We start from the raw sequence: 19,970 nt of genomic DNA, 5'->3' as shown, positions 1-19,970 counted from the left end.
CGAGCGGGTAACATCCGAACGTCACCATCGAATCCCGTTGAGTTGGGGGAAGGCCATGGCCACGCCCGTCAAGGTAACCGTCACCGGAGCCGCCGGTCAGATCGGCTACGCCCTGCTGTTCCGCATCGCGTCGGGCCAGCTGCTCGGCGCCGACGTCCCGGTGAAGCTGAGCCTGCTGGAGATCCCGCAGGCGGTGAAGGCGGCCGAGGGCACCGCGATGGAGCTCGACGACTGCGCGTTCCCGCTGCTGTCCGGCATCGAGATCACCGACGACCCCAACGTCGCCTTCGCGGGCACCAACGTCGCCCTGCTGGTCGGCGCCATGCCCCGCAAGGCGGGCATGGAGCGCGGCGACCTGCTCGGCGCCAACGGCGGCATCTTCGGCCCGCAGGGCAAGGCGATCAACGACCACGCGGCCGACGACATCAGGGTCCTGGTCGTCGGCAACCCGGCCAACACCAACGCGCTCATCGCCCAGCAGCACGCGCCCGACGTGCCGGCCGAGCGCTTCACCGCGATGACCCGCCTCGACCACAACCGCGCGATCTCCCAGATCGCCCAGAAGCTCCAGGTCCCGGTCACCGAGGTGAAGAACATCACCATCTGGGGCAACCACTCCGCCACCCAGTACCCCGACCTGTTCCACGCCGAGGTCGGCGGCAAGGTCGCGGCTGAGCAGGTCGACCAGGAGTGGCTGCGCGACACGTTCATCCCCACGGTCGCCAAGCGCGGCGCCGCCATCATCGAGGCCCGCGGCGCCTCCTCGGCCGCCTCGGCCGCCAACGCCGCGATCGACCACGTCTACGACTGGGTCAACGGCACCGACTGGACCTCTGCGGCGATCGTCTCCGACGGCTCGTACGGGGTGCCGGAGGGGCTCATCTCCTCCTTCCCGGTCCGCGCGGTCGACGGCCGGTTCGAGATCATCCAGGGCCTCGAGATCGACGCGTTCTCCCGCGAGCGCATCGACGCCTCCGTCGCCGAGCTCATCGAGGAGCGCGACGCGGTGAAGTCCCTCGGCCTCATCTGAGGTCCACTTTCACGGCGCGCACCCAGGTGCGCGCCGTTTTTCATGCTCTTCATGCGCGGCCGCGTCTTCTTGTGCGGCCGCGTCTTCTTGTACGGCCGCCTCTTCTTGCGCGGTCGCTTCTGCTTGTACGGCGAGTTCTTCTTGTACGGCGAGGCCGCCCCCACCGCCTGTCACCGCACTTCGGCTGGGCTCTGTCCAGGGAGACGCTCCTCCGGTGACGCGTGGCTGGGCGCCGCTACGGCTCCGGCTCTTGTCCGGGCGCCGGGGTTGTGGGTTGCTCGCCGTTCCGGGGCGCCGGATTCCGCCGTACACCTTCTCGCCGACCCGGCGCCTGGGGGCTCGCTGTGATGCGGGGCGCTGTCACGGTTCGGGCTGTTAGCGGGCGCTGGGGTTGTGGGTTGTTGGCCGTTCCCGGGGCGCCGGATTTCGCCGTGCACCGTCTCGCCGACCCGGCGCCTGGGGTCTCGCCGTGGCTGGTTCGCCGTGAGGGGGCTTGTTGGGGATGGGCTTGGTGGGGGTGATCTTGGGCGGCGTGTCGTGGGTTGGGGGCTCGGCGGGGCGGGGTTGAATGGGGGGCGGGGAGCGACGGGGGTCGGTGGGGGCGATGGTGGGGGTTCCGGCGTGGGTGGTCGCCGGTGTGCTGGGAGTCGTGCTGGCGGGAATTCCTGGCACGGCCGACGGAAGGTCCGAGCCCGCCTCGGGTGACGCGGATCTGTCCGTGCGGGTGGCCGTGGAACCGGGGGTGGCGCAGCCGGGCCATCCGATCGTCTACCGCGTGCAGGTGCACAACGCCGGGCCCGGTGACGCGGTGCTGCCCACGATGACCTTGGCGATCCCCGCCGGGGTCGAGATCGTGGGGCTGGACGTGGGCACCTGCAGGACGGGAACCAGCGTGAACGAGATCGTCTGCCCGTCGCCCGTCGACGTGCCCGCGGGCGCGTCCGGGCAGCTCACCGTCAGCGGGATCGTCAGGCCGAGCGCCACGGGGCCGCTGCGGACGGTGGCGCGCATACGTTCCGAGGTGGACGACGCCAACGAGGCCGACAACCTGACCACCGTGAACACGGCGGTGGACGAGGGCGCCGACCTGGGGCTGCGGCTGCGGGGCCGGGTGCGGGCGGGGGTCGCCTCGGTGTCGGCCTTCGTGCGTAACCGCGGGCCGCGGCTGGTCCGCGACGCCCGCGTGTACCTGCGCACGGGCCGTGCCCGGCTGGTGTCATCGGCGGGCGGCCGGTGCACCGGCGGGGCCGGGTCCGTCTCGTGCGCCCTCGCCCCGATGGCCGCGGGGGAGCGGGTACAGCTGCGTCTGGGCCTGCGCGCGCCCGGCCGTACCGTGCAGGCCACGGTCTTCTCGGCCAGGTACGGCGATCGCCACCCCACCGACAACCAGGCCGGCACCCGCCTGACCCGGCACCCCACCGACAACCAGGCCGGCACCCGCCTGACCGCTGGAGGGGCGGGCTAGTGCCGGGGGCAGGGGGTGGCCCGGGCGGCCGGGGCGGGCTGGGAGGTGGCGAAGAGCACGCCGGATGCGGCAGCGAGGCAGCCGAGCAAGATGAGGACGCCGAAGAGCACCTTCGTGACCCTTGGTGAAAAGCTCCTCACATTTCGGTATCACAGCACATATTCGGCGTCGCCATACCTCATTTCCCGGAAAGCGCTCCCCAGGCATCCCCGACGATCTCCCGCATCGACCCGCGCTCGGCCTTCCACCCCAGCTCACGCTGGATTTTCGCGGACGAGGCGACCAGCACGGCCGGGTCGCCGGGCCTGCGCGGGCCGACCACGGCGGGGATCTCGTGGCCGGTGACCTCGCGGCAGACCTCGATCACCTCGCGGACCGAGAAGCCGGTGCCGCTGCCCAGGTTGTAGATCTTGTGCTCGCCCGGGGTGATCGCGTCGAGCGCGAGCAGGTGCGCACGGGCCAGGTCCGCGACGTGGATGTAGTCGCGCACGCAGGTGCCGTCGGGCGTCGGGTAGTCGGTGCCGAACACGGACACCGACTCGCGCTCGCCGGTGGCCACCTTCAGGACGTTCGGGATGAGGTGGGTCTCGACGGCGTGCCGTTCGCGGAAGGCGCCGTAGGCCCCGGCGACGTTGAAGTACCGCAGGCTGACCGCGCCGAGCCCGTGCAGCCCCGCGTAGGTGCTCAAAACGGTGTCGACGGCCAGCTTGGAGGCCCCGTAGGGGTTGGTGGGCCGGGTGGGGTCGGATTCCTCGATCGGGGTCCGCTCCGGCTCGCCGTACACGGCTGCAGTGGATGAAAAGACGATTTTCCCGACATTTTGCCGTCGCATCGCGTCCAGGAGTGCGAGGGCCCCGCCGAGGTTGTGCTGCCAGTAGAGGCCAGGCTTCTCGACCGACTCGCCGACCAGCGACCTGGCGGCGAAGTGCAGCACCGCCTCCACTCCTGCGAGCGCGTCGCCGGGGTCGGTGATGCTGCCCCGGACGAAGCGAGCCCCGGCGGGAACGGCGTCCTCGTGTCCCGTGGACAGGTCGTCGAGCACGGTCACCTCGTGTCCGGCCTCGACCAGCTGCGCCGCGACGACGCTGCCGACATACCCGGCGCCTCCGGTGACCAGCAGTCTCATGTTTACTCCTGTTCAAACATGTGTGATTTTGTAGGGCTTGCTGTTCAGCATACGGGGGAATCCCGCCGAGTACGCTGCCAACACCATGTTTGACACCGTCGTGGCCAACGTCGCCCTGGTCCTGCTCTTCATTGTCGTGGGCGGGTTCTTCGCGGCCGCGGAGATGGCGATGATCTCCCTGCGGGAGAGCCAGATTCGCAAGCTCTCGGGGAAGGGCAAGCGCGGCCAGCGAGTGGCCAAGCTGGCCCGCGACCCCAACCGCTTCCTGTCCGCAGTGCAGATCGGGGTCACCGTCGCCACCGTGCTGTCGGCCGCCTTCGGCGCCGACCGGATCGGCGTGCAGTTGGTGCCCGCGCTGGAGGGCTGGGGGGTGTCCCCGGCCATCGCGCCCTCGCTCGCGCTGATCCTGGTGACCATCGCGATCTCCTACTTCTCGCTGGTGCTCGGCGAGCTGGCGCCCAAGCGGTTCGCCCGGCAGCGGGCCGAACGGCTGTCGCTGGTCGTGGCGCCCATCCTGGACAGGGTCGCGTCACTGTCGCGCCCGATCATCTGGGTGCTGTCGAAGTCGACCGACGGCGTGGTCCGGTTGCTCGGCGGCAACCCGCAGGCCGACAGGGAGAAGGTGACCACCGAGGAACTGCGCGACATGGTCGTCGGCCACGCCGACCTGACCACCGACGAGCGGAACCTGATCGCCGAGGTGTTCGCCGCCGGCAAGCGGCAGCTGCGCGAGGTGATGCTGCCGCGGACCGAGGTGGAGTTCATGGAGGCCGACACGCCGCTGGCCGAGGCCGCGGTGCTGGCCGCGGCGCTGCCGCACTCCCGCTTCCCGGTCTACCGCGAGTCCTACGACGAGATCCTCGGCTTCGTCCACGTGCGCGACCTGCTCGACCCGGTGCTGACCGGGCGGATCGAGCCGATCAGCCAGCTGGTGCCGATCCGGCCGATCAAGCTCGTGCCGGTTTCCAAGCGGGTGCTCACCACGCTGTCGGAGATGCGTGACGAGAACCATCACCTGGCCATCGTGGTCGACGAGTACGGGGGTACGGCGGGCATCGTCACGCTCGAGGACCTGGTCGAGGAGCTGATCGGCGACATCAGGGACGAGTACGACATCGAGGAGCAGCAGGTCGTCCTGCCCGCGGGCGAGAGCGAGGTCGACGGGCTCACCAACCTCAACGACGTCGCGGCCTCGACGGGGATCCGCCTGCCTGACGGCCCTTACGAGACGCTCGGCGGGTTCGTCATGGCCATGCTGGGACATGTCCCGTCTGTGGGGGAGAAGGTGGAAATTCCGGGATTCGAGATGATCGTTACCGAGCTGGACGGCCGTCGGATCGCCCGCGTGCGGGTGAAACGCCGTCCGGCGGTCGAGTCGCCGCCCGACCAGGATTCCTGACACAATTGCCTGCTATGGCCAGACCTCGCGTACTCTCCGGCATCCAGCCCACGGCAGACTCCTTCCACCTGGGTAATTACCTGGGTGCGGTCCGCCAGTGGGTCACGCTGCAGGAGACGCACGACGCGTTCTATTGCGTCGTCGACCTTCACGCGATCACCGTGCCGACCGAGCCCGCCGACCTGCGCCGCCGCACCCGGGTGGCCGCCGCGCAGCTGTTCGCCGCCGGGCTCGACCCCGAGCGCTCCACCGTCTTCGTCCAGTCGCACGTGCGCGAGCACACCGAGCTGGCCTGGGTGCTGATCTGCCTGACGGGTATGGGCGAGGCCGCCCGCATGACGCAGTTCAAGGACAAGTCGGCCAAGTTCGGCGAGAGCGCGGCCAGCGTCGGCCTGTTCACGTACCCGATCCTGCAGGCCGCCGACATCCTGCTCTACCAGGCCAACGCGGTCCCGGTCGGCGCCGACCAGAAGCAGCACCTGGAGCTCACCCGCGACCTGGCCCAGCGGTTCAACCACCGCTTCGGCGACACGTTCACGCTGCCCGACCCGTACATCCTCAAGGAGGTCGAGAAGATCACCGACCTCCAGGACCCGACCTCGAAGATGTCGAAGTCCTCCTCCAGCCCCGCCGGCATCCTGGACGTGCTGGAGCAGCCCGGCCCGCTGCGCAAGAAGGTCATGCGCGCGGTCACTGACACCGGCTCCGACGTGCTCTTCGACGAGGAGAACAAGCCGGGCATCTCCAACCTGCTGCGCATCCAGTCGGCGCTCACCAAGACGCCGATCCCCGACCTGGTCGCCCGCTACGAGGGCCAGGGCTACGGCACGTTCAAGAAGGACGTGGCCGAGGCCGTGGTGGAGGCCTTCACCCCGATCCGTGAGCGCACCGAGAAGTTGCTGGCCAACGAGTCGGAGCTGGACCGTCTGCTGGCCATCGGCGCCGAGCGCGCCCGCAGCGTCGCCGCCCACACCATGGCCGAGGTCCGCGACAGGGTGGGCTTCCTGCCGTCGCTGTAGGGCATATCGTGGGGCTCTTCAGGCGGAAGGCGGACGATCGCGCGGCACGGTTCGTGCTTGACCGCACCTGGTCCGATCCCGCACTCGATGCGGGTGTCGAGGCCGTCGCCGAGGGACACCTGGCCGCGGGCAAGACGCTGCTGGCCGAGACGCGCGGCGACTCCGACCGCAGGACGCTGCGGCTTGACGCGCTGGGCAGGGCGGCGAACGGGCAGAGCGAGCGCCTGGCCGACCTGCTGAGAGACGCCGACGACGATCCCGACCTGTGGGTGTGGCACGGCTGCGTCATCGCCGACGAGGCGTGGAGCGCCTTCGACGGGCATCTCAGCGACGAGGAATTCCAGCGTTTCTTCGCACTGCTCGAGCAGGCGCACGACTCGCTGCTGAGCGCCGCCCGCCTCGCCCCGGGCGACGCGGCGCCGTGGGCGGTGCTGCAGCGTGTCGCGGCGCTGACGCAGGCGCGCAGGGAGGACGTGGACCGGCTCTGGCAGGAGGCAGTGGCGCGCTCGCCGCGCCTGTTCGCCGCACACTGGGACAGGCTGGGCATCGTCGGCGACCGCTGGTCGGGATCCGAGGAGGAGATGTTCGCCTTCGCCCGTGACACGGTCGAGCGGGCCCCGGCCGGCAGTCCGATCGTGGCGATACTGCCGCTGGCACACTTCATCCGCTACCGGCGCGAGCGCGACCGGCTCTACGAGGACAACAAGTTCATGGCCGGGGCGAAGCTGGAGCTCACCTACTTCTCCCACGAGGTGCTGGCCGAGATCCGCGAGGCGGACGCCAAGTGGGAGAGCAGGCAGACTCCGCACCCGTACGCGCTCAAGGCGCACAATCTCTTCGCCGGCGCCTACCTGCAGGGCAACAAGATGCGCGACTTCGACAGGCGCAAGCGTCACCTGGCACGCATCGGCCGCCGTGTCGACAGCATGCCGTGGGCCATCCTGTCCGACGACCCCGTCCGCATGATGGCCGGCGGGCTGAAGAACCTGGGCCTGCCGCTGCCCGAGGCCTAGCGGACCCGGCGCCTGCCGACCACGAGCAGCACCTCGCGCAGGGCGTCGGCGGCCTGCCGTACGGCCTCTTCCGGGACTCCGGCGAGCACCTCCTCGTGCACCTGGCCCGAGACGTTCATCGCGGTGTCGGAGACGCGCAGGCCCTCCTCGGTGAGCTGCACCCAGCGGCTGCGCCCGTCGCCGTCGTTGTCCGCGCGCTCGACGTAGCCGGCCGCGGTCAGCCGTTGCAGCACGTTGCTGATCCCGCCCGAGGTGAGGAACAGCGCCCGTGACAGCTCGCTCGGCTTCATCCGGTACGGCGGGCCGATCCGGTTCAGCGCGGCCAGCACGTCGAACTCGGCATAGGTGAGACCCAGCTCGGCCAGCTCGGACTTGAGCGCCTGCTCGAACAGGCCGTTGATGCGCGACATCCGCTTGCTCAGCTCGAGGCCGGCGATCAGCGAGGCGGACAGCCCCGACCTCTCCCAGCGCGGCACCAGCGCGTCGACCTCGTCCCTACGTTCCACGGATCGAGGATACCTGTCACCATCTTGCTTTCTAAAAAGCTTTTCCCTAAGCTTTCAGACATGACGACAACAGTGATCAGAAACGGCACCGTGATCGACACCGAGCCGAACCCGGTCGTGCTGCGTGGCACCGACGTGCTCATCGAGGACGGAAAGATCGCGGCTGTGGGCAAGGGCCTCAGCGGCGACGAGGTGATCGACGCGACCGGCCGCATCGTGCTGCCCGGGTTCGTCGACAGCCACCGGCACACCTGGCAGGCGGCGATCCGGGCGGTCGCCCCGGACACGGACTTCCAGGGATACCTGCAGACTGTCCTCGGGGAGCTGGCGCCCCGCTTCACGCCCGAGGACGTGCGGGCGGGGAACCTGGCCGGCGCGCTGGAGGCGCTGGACGCCGGCATCACCACCTTGCTGGATTGGTCGCACATCCAGCTCACACCCGACCACTCCGACGCCACCGTGGACGCGCTGCGAGCCTCGGGGATCCGGGCGATCTTCGGCTACTGCTACGGCGGGTCGCCCGAGGGCTTCGAGGCGGAGACGCGCCGCGTGCGCGAGCTCGGCGTGCCCATGGCGATGGCGGCGCTCGGGCCCGAGATCGTCAGCCAGGAGCAGGCGCTACGCGAATGGCGGCTGGCCGCCGAGCTGGACCTGTCCGTCACCACGCACATGGGCGGGCACGGCGTGCAGAGCGCCGAGCGCGGGCTGAACTGGCTTCGCGACAACGGCCTGCTCGGGCAGCGCATCACCTACATCCACGCCAACGACTACACCGACGAGGCGCTCAAGGTGATCGCCGAGTCGGGCGGCAGCATCTCGGTCTCGCCGGTCGACGAGATGACGCTGGGCATCGGCTACCCGATCACCGGGCGGGCGCGGGCGGCGGGCGTCCCCGTCTCCTTCAGCGCCGACACGGTGGTGTCCGCGCCCGGCGACATGTTCAGCCTGATGCGGGCGGCGTTCACGCTGGAGCGGGGGAGGATCACCGTGGCCGACACGCTGCGGATGGCCACGCTGGAAGGCGCCCAGGTCGTCGGGCTCGGCGACGTCACCGGGTCGCTGCGGCCGGGCAAGCAGGCCGACCTGGTGCTGCTGCGCACCGACACGCTCGGCATGGCCGCGGCGCACAACCCGATCGGCGCCGTCGTGCTCAACGCCGACACCAGCGCCGTCGACACCGTGCTGGTCGGCGGAAAGGTGGTCAAGCGCGACGGGCGGCTCGTAGGCCATGATCTCCCCAAGGTGCTCTCCGACCTCGACGAGGCGGCTCGGCGCGTTCTCGGTACTCCCGAGGGCTGAGCATGCAGACTTGATCGTCGTTCGCCGGGGCAGGTGGGGTCTCGAAGGAGGCGCGGACGACGGTGATGGCATGGCTGATGCAACGGGTCGAGGCGGCCAAGGAACGCGGCCGCCGGCTCGTCGACCACTGGCGCGTCCGCCGCGCCTGGATCGACCACCTCATCCGCACGTTCCGCCGCTATCAGGGGCGGTACGGTGACCGGCTCGCGGGAGCGATCACCTACTTCGCGTTCCTGTCGTTCTTCCCGCTGGTCGCCCTGGCGTACGGGCTGTTCGTGAAGGTGGCGGCGGCCAGCCCGGGGCTGACGAAGGCCTTCGACCAGGCGATGAACGAGCAACTGCCTGGCATCGCCGGCCAGCTGCAGCTCGACCAGATCAGCCAGTACGCCACCACGATCTCCGTCGTCGGCCTGATCGGTCTGCTCTACGCCGGGCTGGGCGCGGTCGACGCGTTGCGCGGGGCGCTGCGGGAGATGTCGATGTCACTCTCGCAGCCGCTCAACTTCTTCCTCGGCAAGGCGCGTGACCTGGTCTCGCTCGTCCTCATGGGGCTGACGATGCTGGCCTCCGTGGTGGTCAGCGGGTTCGCCAACCAGGCCACCACCTGGCTGACGGGCTTCCTCGGCCTCGACGGCGGCGACCTGCTCAGCAGGGGCGCGGTCTGGAGCACCGGGGTGCTGGCCGGCGTGGTGGCCGACTGGACGCTGTTCCTGATCGTGCTCGGCTGGGTGGCGCGGCCCACCCAGCCCTTCGGGGTCATCGCCCGCGGCGCCCTGCTCGGGGCCGTCGGGTTCGGGCTGCTCAAGCTGCTGGCCGGGTTGATACTCGGGCACACCCTGACGAACCCCATCTACGGCACGTTCGCCGTGATGGTGGGCCTGCTGCTGTGGATCAACTTCTCCGCGCGGCTCGTGCTCTACGTGGCCGCGTGGACCGCCACCGCGGGGATGGGGCCACCGCCGTCGCCGACGCCCCTGCCCGGCTCATGGTCGTGACGCGCGCCTGCGCCGGATGCCGAAACCCACCCACGCCAGGCCGAACACCAGCCCGCCGCCGATCACGAACGCGCCCACGGACCTGCTGGTGTCGGTCTGCTTGGCGGCCGCCGCGCCGAGCAACGGCACCTTGGCCGCCGTCGACGGCGAGGCCGCTGTCTGCTCCAGCGCCGGCTGGTCGGGAAGCGGGTCCACCAGCTGGCCGACCGGCTGCACCTTGCCGCGGGCCGCGAAGCCCCAGTCCATCAGGCTCGAGACCTCGTTCCAGAACGAGCCGTCGTACCGCATGATCGTTACAATGATGGTGTGGCCGGCGCGGGTGGCGGCGCCGACGAAGCTGCCCAGGGCCTTGGACGTCCAGCCGTTCTTGACGCCGATCATGCCCTTGTAGCGCCACAGGAGCTTGTTGTGGTTGCCGATCTCGTACGACTTGCCCTTCGGGGCGGGGAACTTGGCGCTCTTCAGGCTCACATACCGCCGGAAGTCCGGATTTTTCAGACCGGCGCGGGCAATGAGCGTCAAGTCGTAAGCGGAGCTGAGCTGGCCGGGCTTGTCCAGTCCGTTGGGCGTCTTGGCCAGGGTGTCGTTCGCCTGCAGCCGCTTGGCCTCGGCGTTCATGTCCGCCAGCGTCTTGCGCATCCCGCCGTTCGTCTCGGCCAGCGCCACCGCCGCATCGTTGCCGGAGCACAGCAACAGGCCCTTGAACAGGTCGTCGACCTTGTAGACGGCCTTGGTCGTCAGGCCGACGGCCGAGCCCTCCTGGTTGACGGCGTTGGCGCTCGGCTTCACCTTGAGGTTGCGGTCGAGCTTGGGGATGAGGGTCTCGGCGGTCAGCGTCTTGAGCGTGCTGGCGGGGGCGAAGCGCCCGTGCGCGTCCTTGGCCGCGAGCACCTGACCGGTGTCGGCGTCGGCGATCACGTACGAGGTGGCCTTGGTCTTGGGCGGCGCCTTGATGCCCGCCGGGTGCACCAGCCCGCGGTGGCCCAGCATGTCACCGCCGATCGGGCCCTGGGCGGCCTGTGCCGGGGTGGTCATGGTGACCGTCGCGAAGAGTGCCGTGACAGGCACCAGTTTCATCCACATGGCGAGTCTCAGCGTAGCTTCGTGTCATTGCCCATGTGGCGACACATCCCCCGAAGATCCACCCTCGATGCATGAGAGGCGACTATGTCGAGAAAGTTGGCCGTTTTCCTCGCGATTCTCGGAGTGTTCATGATCTTCGAGTGGGTGAACCTTGGGTTTAACCTGGCCCCGGGCCATAAGACGAGCTTCTACGTGGTCCACGGCATCCTGATCGTCGTCAACGTGATCCTGGGGATCATCGTCGGTTTCATCGGGGTGCGGGCTCTGCTCCGCAGAGGGCGCGCCGGGTAAGCCTGTGGAGCTCGTCGGCCTCCTCGCGGGAGTTGCCGATCGAGGTGAAGCCGAGCTTGCCGTACTCGGGAATGGCCCCGAGCAGGTGCAGCACGTTCCCGGTACGGCTGGCCGCGTCGAACCCGAGTCCCAGCGACTCCACCATCCGCACCACCTCGCCGGGAGAGCGCCCCTTCAGACAGTAGGCGGCGCAGTTGTCCGTGGCGGTGTAGTACTTCGGCTGCCCGTTGGCCACCAGCAGCCCGAGCCCGGGATCGTAGGTGCCGCCGGTGGTCAGCAGGGCCGCGCCGAAGGGGTGCGTGGTCCCGCCGATGCGCAGGTTGATCTCGCACAACAGCGCCGCGTACCCGGCGTCGGCCTTGAGCGCGAAGAAGTCCATCCCGAACAGGCCCACGACACCCCTGTCGGCCAGCAGGTTCGCGATCCGCGTCGCGGAGTCCTGGACCTCGGCGCGGTACTCGGGCGCGGCGGGGAACGTGCAGCCCTGGTAGACGTCGTTGTTGGCACCGCCGAGCACCTGGTCATGGGTGGCGACCACGTCGGCGTGGCCGCCCGGCGTGATCCTGGCCAGCGCGCTGGGGTAGTACAGCGGCCGGTGCTCGATGAACTCCTCGACCACCGCGCCCCTGTCCATGATCTTGGCCGAGAAGCTCTCCCAGGTCTCGCCCTCGGCGGAGAAGCTGGTGCCCGCCCTGTCGGTCTTGCGCACGAGCGCGTTGCCGAGCCCGGAGTAACCGTCGTTCAGCTTGATGATCACCTGCTCGCCCGGCAACTCCTCGATCGCTTCCTCGAGTTCGGTCAGCAGGTGGACGTCGCGGAAGCCGCGGGCCATCGGCACGCCCGCCTCCTGCCCGATCTCCCTGGCGCCGCTCTTGGAGCCGTAGTAGGCCAGCGAGGTGGCCGGACCGTAGAGCGGGACGTTCAGTAACGAGGCCAGCTCCTCCTCCAGCTCGCTCAGCACGAACGGGACCACCCACGCGTCGTCGCCGTCGATGGCCTCGCTGATTTTGCCCAGGGCGTCGGGGCGATCGAGCAGGGTTCTGGTCAGCGGCTGGGAGCACGGGTCGTCGAGGCTGATCAGATGCAGCCGCTTGGCGGCGCCATCCGGGTCGGGCAGGAAGCCGAAGTAGTAGTCGACGATGTCGGGATCGACGGGCATGGAGGACAGGTAGACCACCTTGACCCCCGGCTCGCGTAACGTCAGGAGGAGGAACAGCAGGCGCTCCTCGTAGCACCTCACCCCCGTGATGCGACGCAGCTCGTCCTGCGGCAGGGAGAGCGAGGGCACGACCACCAGGGTCCCCTCGCTCGGCTCGAAGATGCTCAACTGTGCATGCTTCTCCCCGAACGGGATATTAGTGATCATATTGCGAGTGAAGCACGCATTCTTCTCAAACGCAGCCAGCGCCGTAGTGTCATACTCAAGCCGGTAAGGTGACACGATTCGAAATCGGCGAGCACGTTTGGACAGAGCCACGACGGGTGATGATCTAATGATCCCTTGTGACTATTTCCTGACCACGTCGCCGTGTACACAACGTGACGACCAGCGGTTTCGGGCATGCAGCGGGCTAACTTTTGGTGTAGTTGTCCGCGAGAACGCCTGCGAGAGCGATAAAGTCGATGTCATCGCCATCGGGCTCACGGCCAACCTTGCCGCGCTGCACCCGTGCTGACGATCTCCGGCACCGAACCTTCGGGTGCGGCATTCGAATCGCAGGGTAGCTGCCCAGACCGGACAGCTAACCGCTGTCGGGACAAGTGACGATATATACGGCCGTGCAATCCTGGTGATTCGTACGGCATGACGGGACGGTGAACGATGCGGGGACGTGAGCTTCGGGGGGAACTGGACGCGTTCCTGGCGGAGAACGAGCAGGACCTCGTAGCCTTCCGCCGCGACCTCCACAGGCACCCTGAGCTTGCCTTCGCCGAGTACAGGACCACCCAGCGGATCGCCGACCGGCTCACCGCCGCCGGCCTGGCGCCCTCGGTACTGCCGCGCGGCACCGGCCTGATCTGCGACGTGGGCAGCGGCGACGGCCCCACCATCGCCCTGCGCGCCGACATCGACGCCCTCCCGCTCCAGGACGAGAAGGACGCCTCCTACCGTTCCACCGTCAACGGCGCCTGCCACGCCTGCGGTCACGACGTGCACACCACGATCCTGCTCGGCACCTCGCTCTTCCTCGCCCAGCAGGCCGCCGCCGGACTGCTGCCCGGCCGCGTCCGCCTGATCTTCCAGCCCGCCGAGGAGCTCCCCGGCGGCGCCCTGGAGGTCATGGCCCACGGCGGCATCAGCGGCGTCGACCGCATCTTCGGCCTGCACTGCGACCCGCGCGTGGACGTCGGCCAGATCGGCCTCAAGACCGGCCCGATCACCTCCGCCTGCGACAAGCTGGCGATCCGCGTCAAGGGCCCCGGCGGCCACACGGCCCGCCCCCACCTGACGGCCGACCTGGTCTTCGCCCTGGCCAAGATCCTCACTGAGCTTCCCGCCGCCCTCTCGCGCCGCGTCGACCCGCGCTCCTCGCTCAGCCTCGTCTGGGGCAAGGTCGAGGCCGGCACGGCCGCCAACGCCATCCCCGACGACGGCCTCGCCGAGGGCACCGTACGCTGCCTGGACGAGAACGCCTGGCACGCCGCCCCCGACCTCATCAAGGCGCTGCTGGAGTCGGTCGCCGGCGCCTACGGTGTCGAGGCCACCATGGACTACACGCGCGGCGTACCGCCGGTGGTCAACGACGAGTCGAGCGTCGACATGTTCGCCGAGGCCGCCGAACGCGCCCTCGGCTCAGGCAGCGTCGTGTCCACCCAGCAGTCGCTCGGCGGCGAGGACTTCGCCTGGTACCTGGAGTCCATCCCCGGCGCCTTCGCCCGCCTCGGCACCCGGACGCCCGGCGGCACGACCTACGACATCCACCAGGGCACGTTCGACGTCGACGAGCAGGCCATCGGCATGGGCGTCCGCCTCATGGCCGCCACCGCCCTGACATCCCTCTGGGACAGCCCCATCCCCACCCTCGACCACATCACCAACGCCCTGACCTAGTACGGCAAGCGCCCGGCACAAAGGCGTTCGCTACGCTCACACGCTCTATTTGAGGCCCCACCCGTTGCCCGGTTGGGTGGTAATCGGACTGACACCCACCCGCTCCGCCCGGGTGGCAGGCGGTCTACGTTCCCAACCCTGGCCGGTCGGTGAGTTCTGAAGGCCCCAATTGTGTGGTTGGCAGTCTGGCGCCCACTCGCCGAAGTGAAGACCGTGCACACCACGCAAACATGACGGGTATCCAACGAGATCAAGACCGCCGCGATGGGCCTATGAACATACCCGTCCGCCTGCGGGTATGAGCAAACAAGCGGCTACCCTCGAAGCAGACCCCCAACTCCATGAGGTGTTCTGGATCATGGCGCACGAACCAGCCCTCGGTGACAACCTGGCGCGCATCCGCGTGAGCAAGGGTCTCACGCAGGAGGATCTCGAAGAGCGGTCGGGCGTCAGCGTGTCCACGATTCGCAAGCTCGAGCAGAACGACCGAAAGAGCGCCCGCGTCTCAACGCTCCGCAGGTTGGCACAAGCTCTGGACGTGCGGACCTCCGATCTGTTCCAGCCGTCGCCGGAGCCTGTTTCACCTCTGGATGAGAGCGTGCACACAGATCTCTTCGCTCTGCGGCGGACGCTGAAGCCGGTGCGAGGTCTGTCCGGGATCCACATGCCGGACTTCGACGGTGAGGTCACGTACGAATCCGTACGGACGTCGTTCCTGGCGGCCAATGCCCTGTATCGGGAAGACGATTACCGGGCCGTGGTTCAGACGATCCCGACGCTGCTGCTGGAAGCAATGACGCTGGTCGCTGAAGCGGGCAGTCCCGATAGCGATCGTGCCGCCAGGACGCTGTTGTCCCAGACGTTCCAGTTCTCAGCCCAGGCACTCATCCAGCTTCAGCAGTACGACCTCGCCTACCAGGCGATCACCGAAGGGATAGCCAACGCGGAGCTGGCCGACGATCCGTTGCTCGGCGCATGGCACGTCTTCAACGAGTGCTGGTTGTTCCTGCGTGAGGGTCGCCTGGAGGACTCCAGGCGCGCGGCACTGACGACCGCCGAGACGATCGAACCTCGATTCTCCACCGGGAACCCGGCCGAGTTCGCCACGTGGGGTTGGTTGCTCTTGTGGGCTTCTGCTGCGGCGGTGCGCAACAACCAGGGCGATCAAGCAGAGGACATGCTGGCGCTGGCCGAGGCAGGGGCACACCGCATCCAAGGGCAGGAGCTTGAGGCGCCTCCCTTCTGGGCAGCGCGAGGCGCATCGACCTTCGCCGGGTTCTCGCCGGAGCTGATCCAGATCAAGGCGGTGGAGTATGCCGTGGTCCAGGGCAACACCGCGCGAGCCCTGGAGATACAAGACACCATCCACCTTTCCGGCAAGCTGTCCAGCAGCACCAGGCATCGCCACATGCTCGACGTGGCCAGCGCTCATGCCTCCGAACACAACACGGCTGAATCATGGGCGATCCTTCGCGACCTGAGGACTCGGGTACCGCACTGGCTCAGATACCAGTCGTTCGCCCGGCGGGTGGTTGACCAACTAATTGAGGACCGGTCTCGGGCACTCCGCGCGGATCAGGCCGAGATAGCCACCTTCCTCGGCATCGAGTCCTGACCAACTGCCACCGCATGTGGCAGATGTCGTAGCGGGGATCTCCAAGTACCACATCACGCATCTGGAGTGATCGTTGACTCTCCGTGATGCTTGCAGGCATGGTTGCTTCCCCGCCGAAGGCGGTCAGCTCGGGCAGTCGCCGCAACGCTTCTATGTCGGCGGAGAGGCTGCAGGCAGAGCTTGATGTCTTGGGCATTCAAGCCGACGTTCACGTGGGTTACGGCATGGCACTGGTATCCGTGTGGACCGGACTGGTGGTCTGGACAGACGGGTTCGTCTTCCGGTGGTGGTCCGGAGGCATATCGCAGACCACCGGACGACGGCTGTACCTGATCTATGCGGTGGACAGCCCGGCAACCGTGGCGCGCTGTGTCGCACAACGATGCGGAGCTCTCAAGATCACGCATTCTCCGCGTCAACCGATCGAGGGGCGCCCCCTATGAACGTGACGTTGGAGGCGTTGGAGGCGAAGTACGGCGATCGCTGGGAGATCGTCGATTGTTGGTGCGGCTGGGCCGCGATGCGGTTCTGCTGGCGTCGCTGCTGCGATCCGATGCACGGTGCGCGAGGTGGGAGAAGGAGCCGGGGCCGCCTTCCACGGGTTCCTGGCCGATGTGGAAGCGGATCGTGCCGTCCAGGAAGTGGACCGACTCGCCCCTGGGATGCGTGTCGGCCGTCTTCCCGCCCCTTCGCGGGCAGAAATCACCTGACCAGGCACGACGCGCATGCGTCAAGGGTGAGCGGACCCCCACCTGGCCAGGCGCGCGACGCTCAAGCTTCAAAGGTGGGCAAACCCCGACGAAAGGGCGGGCGGATCCGTGGGGATCCGCCCGCCGTACCAGCTGGGTTAGGACGGGGTGATCGGGAGAGAGAGCGACGAGTGGGCGGGGGAGAGTTCGATCTGGGTTCCCGGCGGGTAGCGGAGGGTGTAGTCCACGTCCGTCGAGATGATCACCAGGCCGATCTTGTGGCCCTTCTTGAACAGGTAGTCCTTGGGCTGGAAGTCCCAGGTGAAGCTGTACGGCTTGCCGGCGCGCAGTGGCTGCGTGACGTCAGGACGGTGCCGGTTGCGGACGTCGAGCCAGCCCCGGGAGACGATCTTCCAGGGCGTCTCGGCGGTGCCGAGCCGGCGGATCGCCGTGCAGCCCGTGTCGCCGGGGATGCCCTGGCCGTAGCAGAGGGTCTCGCCCGTGGGCACGAGCGTGTCGTTGGTGCGGACGTCCGTGCCGTAGTCCACCAGCAGGGCCGTCAGGTACGGCGAGGCGCCGCCGCGGAACGAGGCGCGCACCGAGACGTACGGCGTGCCCGACATGCGGACGTCGGATTCGAGCGGATCGGTCAGGTAGGCCAGGCGGTTCGGATCCGTGGCCGGTGCCGTCTCGACGAGCTGCTCCGCCGTACGGACCTTCTGGTCGGTGAACGACTCGGAAGACGACAGCGCGCGGGGCTGGAGGCCGAGCCTGCCGCCGGAGCCGAGCCAGAAACGGACCGGTGACGTGCCCGGGAGCGGCCACGAGGCGGCCTGCTGCCACTGGCCCGGCCCGATCTCGACGTCGGCCTGGGGCTCACGCATGATGCCGCTGTCGATGCCGTAGAGCCAGTAGTCGAACCAGCCGTGCAGCTGGCGCAGCCACTCGACCGTGCGCAGGTTGAAGGGGTTCATATGGGTGCCCTGGTGGAGCCAGATCTTGCGCGGCACGTGGCGCTTGGCCAGGGCGTACCACCACTGGGCGAACTGCTTGCTCTTGACGTTCCAGTCGTTCAGCCCGTGCACGAGGAAGACGCTGGCCCGCACGCGCGAGACGTCGTTGAGGTAGTTGCGGGCGTCCCAGAAGGCGCTGTAGTCGCCGGTGATCCTGTCCTGCGTGTTCGTCAGGTAGTCGATCACCGGTTTGCACACGTTCTGGCCGTCGGCCCTGGTCAGGACGTACTTGGCGAGCACGTCGGCGTCCTCGCCCTGGAAGCCGCCGGCGGCGACGACACCGCCGTTGGCGCGGTAGTAGTCGTACCAGGAGGAGATCGCGGCGATCGGCACGATCGTCTTCAGCCCCTCGACGCCGGTGGTGGCCACGGCGTTGGGCAGCGTGCCGTTGTAGGAGACGCCGATCATGCCGACGTTGCCGGTGGACCAGGTCGCCTCGACGGGCTGGCCGTCAGCCGAGAAGCCCCGAGCTCGCCCGTTGAGCCAGTCGATGGCGGCCTTGGGGCCGAGGGTCTCGTTGCGGTCGCCGGTGGTGGGGCAGCCGGTGGCGCGGCCGCTGCCCAGGTTCTCCACCAGCGCGATCGCGTAGCCGCGGGGCAGGAAGTAGTTGTCGTAGTAACCGTCGAAGGGCTCGGCGGCGAGCTTGCTGCTGAGGGACAGCAGGGAAGGCAGCGGGTTGCCGTTCTCGTCGACGTCGACGACGTGGTTGGCGACGTCGTTGCCGCCGGCGTAGTAGGGGCTGGCCTCCATGATCACGGGGACCTTGAGCCCCTGGTCGGTCTCCTTGGGGCGCAGGATGTCGACGGCCACCCGGTCGGGCTTGCTGTCGCTGTCGCTGTCGACGCCCGCGACCTCGACGTAGACCGTCTGCTTGATGGCGTCGGCGCGGGAGAAGACGGGCTGCGTGGCGTTGTTCTCGATCTTGATCGCTGGAGTGTCCGCATGGGCGGTCGCGGTGCTCATCGCCAGGATGAGGGCGGCCGCCAGCGGGATGGCTAAAGATCTACGAGCAAGCATGCATGACTCCCCAATGGCAAAGATTTCCACCTACAAGTGAAAACTTCTGACAAGGAGAAGCGCCTGGCAAGATTCCGGATCCAGGTCACAGACGCGACTGATGTCGATAACGGAGCGGTTGCGACACTGTGTGCTGGTTTGGTTGTCCCTGGTCAAGCAACTATCTTCCGTGCAGGGTTGCCGTACATTTCTTCGCGCCTGCGATGAAGTTTGACGGCGGGGAAATGGAAGGGAGTCGCCTTGCTCAGCAAGCGATTCGGCAGGATGGCGGTCGGTGCGTTCGCCGGCGCCATGCTCATGGCCGCCGCGGCGTGCGGTGGCAGCGGAGGCGGCACCACGTCGAGCGCGCAGCCTTCGGGCGCCGCCAGCAGTGAGGCGCCGAAGTCGGGGGCGTTGAAGGTCGGCCTGGCGTTCGACGTCGGCGGTCGCGGTGACAAGTCGTTCAACGATTCGGCCTACGCCGGTCTGGAGAAGGCAAAGTCGGAGCTCAACGCCGACATCAAGGACCTGAGCCCGAAGGCTGACGGTTCTGACCGCGGTGCGCTGCTGCAGCAACTGGCGGACGCGGGCTACAACCCGATCATCGCGGTGGGCTTCGCCTACGGCGACGATGTCAAGAAGGTGGCGGCCGAGTACCCCGAGGTCCAGTTCGCCATCGTCGACTCGGCCTCGAACGCGGCCAACGTGACCGGCCTGCAGTTCGCCGAGGAGCAGGGCTCCTACCTGGCGGGCGTCGTGGCGGCGCTGAAGACCAAGTCCAACCACGTGGGCTTCGTGGGCGGCGTCGAGACCGACCTGATCAAGAAGTTCGAGGCGGGCTTCCTGGCGGGCGTCAAGGCCACCAACCCGAAGGTCAAGATCGACACGAAGTACCTGACGCCTGACGGCGACTTCAGCGGCTTCAAGTCCCCCGACAAGGGCAAGGTCGCGGCCGACAAGATGTACCAGGACGGCGCGGACATCGTCTACCACGCGGCGGGCGACTCCGGTCAGGGCGTCTTCCAGGCCGCCGCGGCCGCCAAGAAGAAGGCCATCGGCGTCGACTCCGACCAGCGGCAGACCGTGGACGCGGCGCTGCAGCCGGTCATCATGACCTCGATGCTCAAGCGCGTCGACGTCGGCGTCTTCGAGTACATCAAGGCCTTCCAGGGCGGCGCCAAGGGCGGCAGCAACACCGTCTACGACCTGAAGGTCGACGGCGTGGGCCTGGCCACCACCGGCGGCGAGATCGACGACATCAAGGACAAGATCGACGCTGCCAAGCAGAAGATCATCAGCGGCGAGATTCAGGTTCCGACCAAGCCGTAATCTGGGTGACAACGACGATTGAGGGCCCGGGGTCCGAATACGGAAACCCG

General features: G+C 68.3%; 17 protein-coding genes. 12 read left to right on the top strand and 5 right to left on the bottom strand.

Annotated elements, in window-relative coordinates:
- The first annotated feature begins 55 nt into the window (after nt 1–55).
- Together ACIBHX_RS09085 and ACIBHX_RS09080 are read left to right on the top strand one after the other, a co-directional pair.
- Nucleotides 56–1,030 (top strand): malate dehydrogenase, encoded by a 975-nt coding sequence (locus ACIBHX_RS09085; protein WP_397065732.1) that lies wholly within the window; start codon nt 56–58, stop codon nt 1,028–1,030.
- Nucleotides 1,031–1,634: 604 nt separating this feature from the next.
- Nucleotides 1,635–2,495, top strand: a complete 861-nt coding sequence (locus tag ACIBHX_RS09080; RefSeq protein ID WP_397065731.1) for a hypothetical protein — start codon at nt 1,635–1,637, stop codon at nt 2,493–2,495.
- 178 nt (nt 2,496–2,673) lie between these two features.
- On the opposite strand, the gene galE is transcribed toward ACIBHX_RS09080, so the two are convergent.
- Entirely contained in the window at nt 2,674–3,621 is a 948-nt protein-coding gene (galE, locus tag ACIBHX_RS09075) for a UDP-glucose 4-epimerase GalE (protein ID WP_397065730.1), read from the bottom strand.
- A gap of 85 nt (nt 3,622–3,706) precedes the next feature.
- On the opposite strand from galE, the gene ACIBHX_RS09070 reads away from it, so the two are divergent.
- Genes ACIBHX_RS09070 through ACIBHX_RS09060 form a run of 3 tightly spaced genes read left to right on the top strand, consistent with a single transcriptional unit; the run spans nt 3,707 to nt 7,052 of the window.
- A complete protein-coding gene (locus ACIBHX_RS09070) occupies nt 3,707–5,020 on the top strand; it encodes a hemolysin family protein (protein ID WP_397065728.1) in 1,314 nt (437 codons plus the stop codon).
- A 14-nt stretch (nt 5,021–5,034) separates the two neighbouring features.
- Nucleotides 5,035–6,039 carry a tryptophan--tRNA ligase gene (gene trpS, locus ACIBHX_RS09065; protein ID WP_397065727.1) on the top strand — a complete coding sequence of 335 codons (1,005 nt, stop codon included), beginning with the start codon at nt 5,035–5,037 and terminating at the stop codon, nt 6,037–6,039.
- A 53-nt stretch (nt 6,040–6,092) separates the two neighbouring features.
- Nucleotides 6,093–7,052 carry a hypothetical protein gene (locus ACIBHX_RS09060; RefSeq protein WP_397065725.1) on the top strand — a complete coding sequence of 320 codons (960 nt, stop codon included), beginning with the start codon at nt 6,093–6,095 and terminating at the stop codon, nt 7,050–7,052.
- On the opposite strand, the gene ACIBHX_RS09055 is transcribed toward ACIBHX_RS09060, so the two are convergent.
- On the bottom strand, nt 7,049–7,558 hold the full coding sequence (locus tag ACIBHX_RS09055; RefSeq protein ID WP_397065723.1) for a MarR family winged helix-turn-helix transcriptional regulator: 510 nt from the start codon (nt 7,556–7,558) through the stop codon (nt 7,049–7,051). The two genes, ACIBHX_RS09060 and ACIBHX_RS09055, sit on opposite strands and share 4 nt — an antisense overlap.
- Nucleotides 7,559–7,618: 60 nt before the next feature.
- Here ACIBHX_RS09055 and ACIBHX_RS09050 point away from each other — a divergent pair, with 60 nt between their 5' ends.
- The gene (locus ACIBHX_RS09050; RefSeq protein ID WP_397065721.1) at nt 7,619–8,857 is read left to right on the top strand and encodes an amidohydrolase family protein; all 1,239 of its coding nucleotides are present in this window, start codon (nt 7,619–7,621) and stop codon (nt 8,855–8,857) included.
- Between the two features lie 65 nt (nt 8,858–8,922).
- Nucleotides 8,923–9,852: a YihY/virulence factor BrkB family protein gene (locus tag ACIBHX_RS09045; RefSeq protein WP_397066065.1), complete on the top strand. Its 930-nt coding sequence runs from the start codon at nt 8,923–8,925 to the stop codon at nt 9,850–9,852.
- On the opposite strand, the gene ACIBHX_RS09040 is transcribed toward ACIBHX_RS09045, so the two are convergent.
- Nucleotides 9,841–10,929 (bottom strand): D-alanyl-D-alanine carboxypeptidase family protein, encoded by a 1,089-nt coding sequence (locus ACIBHX_RS09040; RefSeq protein ID WP_397065720.1) that lies wholly within the window; start codon nt 10,927–10,929, stop codon nt 9,841–9,843. The two genes, ACIBHX_RS09045 and ACIBHX_RS09040, sit on opposite strands and share 12 nt — an antisense overlap.
- A 90-nt stretch (nt 10,930–11,019) precedes the next feature.
- Here ACIBHX_RS09040 and ACIBHX_RS09035 point away from each other — a divergent pair, with 90 nt between their 5' ends.
- Nucleotides 11,020–11,226, top strand: coding sequence for an SCO4848 family membrane protein (locus ACIBHX_RS09035; RefSeq protein WP_397065719.1), 207 nt, complete (start codon nt 11,020–11,022; stop codon nt 11,224–11,226).
- Here ACIBHX_RS09035 and ACIBHX_RS09030 read toward each other — a convergent pair.
- Nucleotides 11,183–12,592, bottom strand: coding sequence for a peptide ligase PGM1-related protein (locus ACIBHX_RS09030; protein WP_397065718.1), 1,410 nt, complete (start codon nt 12,590–12,592; stop codon nt 11,183–11,185). The genes ACIBHX_RS09035 and ACIBHX_RS09030 overlap by 44 nt on opposite strands.
- A 456-nt stretch (nt 12,593–13,048) precedes the next feature.
- Here ACIBHX_RS09030 and ACIBHX_RS09025 point away from each other — a divergent pair, with 456 nt between their 5' ends.
- The 3 genes from ACIBHX_RS09025 to ACIBHX_RS09015 all read left to right on the top strand — a co-directional run bounded on the left by ACIBHX_RS09025 (nt 13,049) and on the right by ACIBHX_RS09015 (nt 16,336).
- Nucleotides 13,049–14,278, top strand: coding sequence for a M20 family metallopeptidase (locus tag ACIBHX_RS09025; protein ID WP_397065716.1), 1,230 nt, complete (start codon nt 13,049–13,051; stop codon nt 14,276–14,278).
- A 298-nt stretch (nt 14,279–14,576) separates the two neighbouring features.
- The gene (locus tag ACIBHX_RS09020; RefSeq protein ID WP_397065714.1) at nt 14,577–15,893 is read left to right on the top strand and encodes a helix-turn-helix domain-containing protein; all 1,317 of its coding nucleotides are present in this window, start codon (nt 14,577–14,579) and stop codon (nt 15,891–15,893) included.
- 86 nt (nt 15,894–15,979) lie between these two features.
- The gene (locus ACIBHX_RS09015) at nt 15,980–16,336 is read left to right on the top strand and encodes a hypothetical protein (RefSeq protein ID WP_397065712.1); all 357 of its coding nucleotides are present in this window, start codon (nt 15,980–15,982) and stop codon (nt 16,334–16,336) included.
- 404 nt (nt 16,337–16,740) lie between these two features.
- On the opposite strand, the gene ACIBHX_RS09010 is transcribed toward ACIBHX_RS09015, so the two are convergent.
- Complete coding sequence (locus ACIBHX_RS09010; protein ID WP_397065710.1) at nt 16,741–18,612, bottom strand: Xaa-Pro dipeptidyl-peptidase; 1,872 nt, start codon at nt 18,610–18,612, stop codon at nt 16,741–16,743.
- A 240-nt stretch (nt 18,613–18,852) separates the two neighbouring features.
- Here ACIBHX_RS09010 and ACIBHX_RS09005 point away from each other — a divergent pair, with 240 nt between their 5' ends.
- Nucleotides 18,853–19,920, top strand: coding sequence for a BMP family protein (locus ACIBHX_RS09005; RefSeq protein WP_397065708.1), 1,068 nt, complete (start codon nt 18,853–18,855; stop codon nt 19,918–19,920).
- The last annotated feature ends 50 nt before the right edge of the window (nt 19,921–19,970 follow it).

This window comes from Nonomuraea sp. NPDC050536 (assembly GCF_044457685.1).
Classification (GTDB): Bacteria; Actinomycetota; Actinomycetes; order Streptosporangiales; family Streptosporangiaceae; genus Nonomuraea.
This window is presented reverse-complemented; position numbering and strand designations above follow the sequence as displayed.